Origin of the sequence: Rhodoblastus sp., assembly GCF_041915505.1 — a bacterium.
In the GTDB taxonomy this organism is placed as follows: Bacteria; Pseudomonadota; Alphaproteobacteria; order Rhizobiales; family Beijerinckiaceae; genus Rhodoblastus.
Map to the genome: position 1 here is coordinate 1 of NZ_JAYSBG010000489.1, position 1,993 is coordinate 1,993.

Here is a 1,993-nt window from a genome sequence, read left to right on the forward strand (position 1 = left end):
ATCCGGGCCGATTATGTTGGAGCCGATTATCGCCCGAATGGCAAGGGAGTCCTGAACCATGAGTCTTTATTCGCTCGACGGCGTCGCCCCCGAGCTTCCGCCCCAAGGCCGCTATTTCGTGGCGCCGAACGCCACTCTGATCGGCCGCGTGCGGCTGCGCGAGGACGCCAATGTCTGGTTCGGGGCGGTGCTGCGCGGCGACAATGAATGGATCGACGTCGGCGCGCGCAGCAATATCCAGGACCTGTCCGTGCTGCATACCGATATGGGATGCCCCCTTACGATCGGGGCCGACGTCACCATCGGGCATTCGGTCATTCTGCACGGCTGCACGATCGGCGAGGGCAGCCTGATCGGCATGGGCGCGACCATCATGAATAATGCCAAGATCGGCAAATATTGCATCGTCGGCGCCAATGCGCTGATCGCCGAGAACAAGGAATTTCCGGATTATTCGCTGATCGTCGGCGCGCCGGCCCGGATCGTCAAGGCGCTCGACCCGTCGGTCACGGAGCGGCTGCTGGGCAGCGCCAGCCATTATGTCGAGAACGGCCGTCGCTATGCGACCGGCCTGTGCAAGGTGGATGGATAAAGCCTTGCGTCAGAGAATGACGTTTTCGTCGAACTGGTCGAAGGAGAGGGGCAAAGCGAATTCCAGCGCCATGCCTTGATCGAAGGTGCGCACGACACGCGCGCGGCGGCGGCCGACCTGGACCATGGCGCCCATCGGGGCCTGTTTGGCGCAGGTGACGGCCGCGCCGGAAATGGAAATATCGACGATTTTCGCCGGGATCAGCGTCTTGTCGGCGAGGCGGATGGTCGTATTGACCTCCTTGGGCGTGATGCGCTCGTGGCGGCGGTCCTCGGGCAGGCCCAGCGTCTTGCGATTGACCAGCCACATGAGCTGGTTGACCAGCTTGTCGCGCTTGGCGGCGGTCAGAGTCGCCGTCATGGCGAAACCATGCTCGTAATGCCGCACGATAATGCCCTCGATCCGGCCGAGGGCGTCGAAATAGGCGACAACGCGCTCGCCGAGCGCGCCCACGACGGGCGCGGTCAAGGCGAGGCCGCCGGCGGAGACGTCAATGGTCTGGCAGGGAAATTCCCGGCGGTCCTCAAGCATGTAACGGCCGAGCAGCGCCAGTTTCACGCGCGCGTGACGGCGGCGTTCCTGGGGCTTGGCGCTGATTTTCCGCTGTAATTGCATTGGGTTCGCCAGATGCTCTCCACGACTGGCGCTAACTATAATGGCGAGCCTGTTAATTCATTGTTACGGCCTAGGTTTCGGTCGCCCCTCGGGGCTTCGCCGCGACGCTCAATCCGGACGGCCGCCGGGAATGAGGAAAAAGGACCGTCGCCGGGTCTTGGCGTTGCGGGCCAGTTTCGCGGGCAGGTCGCCTGGCCGCGCCGTCTCGTCGCAGGCCGGCGGCAAGGGCAGGATCGCCGCCTGTTCCTCGCCGATGAAGCGCATGGCGACCAGATTCAGCTCCTCGGCCGGACGCAGGCCGAGCCAGGCGGGCAGGGCGGCCGGCGTCAGCATGCCGAGCACCCGGGCGTGGGTCTTGCCGTGATGGCGCAGCGGCAGTAGCAGCAATTCGAGATGGATCGGGCGCTCGTCGGCGGGACCGGCGGCGAGGCCGGCGACCACCGGGCGGACGCCTTCGATCACCGCCTCGATCATCTGGGCGGCGGCGGCGCGATCCTCGGGCGCGAAAAGCTCGACGAAGGGGCGGCCCTTCTGCTCGTCCATGAAGAGGGCGTTGAGGCGCGTGCCCGAAATGCGCACCGGGAACTGGCCCCGCTGGTCGACTTCCAGGATCATGGTGTCGGCGAGAATGTGACGGATCGCCGTGGGGTCGATCTCGTCGCGCTCGGGCGACAGCCGCGCGCCGCGCAACTGGTTCCAGTAGCTGTAGAGCTCTTGCGTCGCGGCTTGTCTCATTTCGGGACCTTGTTCTTGTTCGGGTCAGTTGCGTCCGGTCGCCGCACAGAA

3 protein-coding genes are annotated in these 1,993 nt (G+C 65.2%); 1 reads left to right on the forward strand and 2 read right to left on the reverse strand.

Translation table 11 applies throughout. The annotated features are described in order from the left end of the window. Positions 1 to 58: 58 nt before the first annotated feature. Positions 59 to 592, forward strand: coding sequence for a gamma carbonic anhydrase family protein (locus ACE3S9_RS19020; protein WP_374548045.1), 534 nt, complete (start codon positions 59 to 61; stop codon positions 590 to 592). A gap of 9 nt (positions 593 to 601) precedes the next feature. Here the strand turns inward: ACE3S9_RS19020 and ACE3S9_RS19025 are convergent, their stop codons facing one another. Together ACE3S9_RS19025 and ACE3S9_RS19030 are read right to left on the reverse strand one after the other, a co-directional pair. Beyond that, complete coding sequence (locus tag ACE3S9_RS19025; protein ID WP_374548046.1) at positions 602 to 1,207, reverse strand: PilZ domain-containing protein; 606 nt, start codon at positions 1,205 to 1,207, stop codon at positions 602 to 604. A 108-nt stretch (positions 1,208 to 1,315) separates the two neighbouring features. Beyond that, positions 1,316 to 1,942 (reverse strand): PAS domain-containing protein, encoded by a 627-nt coding sequence (locus ACE3S9_RS19030; protein ID WP_374548047.1) that lies wholly within the window; start codon positions 1,940 to 1,942, stop codon positions 1,316 to 1,318. Positions 1,943 to 1,993 lie beyond the last annotated feature (51 nt).

Excerpts from the sequence above, each read along its gene's own strand:
- ACE3S9_RS19025 (WP_374548046.1), bottom strand. The coding sequence starts at position 1,207 with ATGCAATTACAGCGGAAAATCAGCGCCAAGCCCCAGGAACGCCGCCGT.
- ACE3S9_RS19030 (WP_374548047.1), bottom strand. The coding sequence starts at position 1,942 with ATGAGACAAGCCGCGACGCAAGAGCTCTACAGCTACTGGAACCAGTTG.
- ACE3S9_RS19020 (WP_374548045.1), top strand. The coding sequence starts at position 59 with ATGAGTCTTTATTCGCTCGACGGCGTCGCCCCCGAGCTTCCGCCCCAA.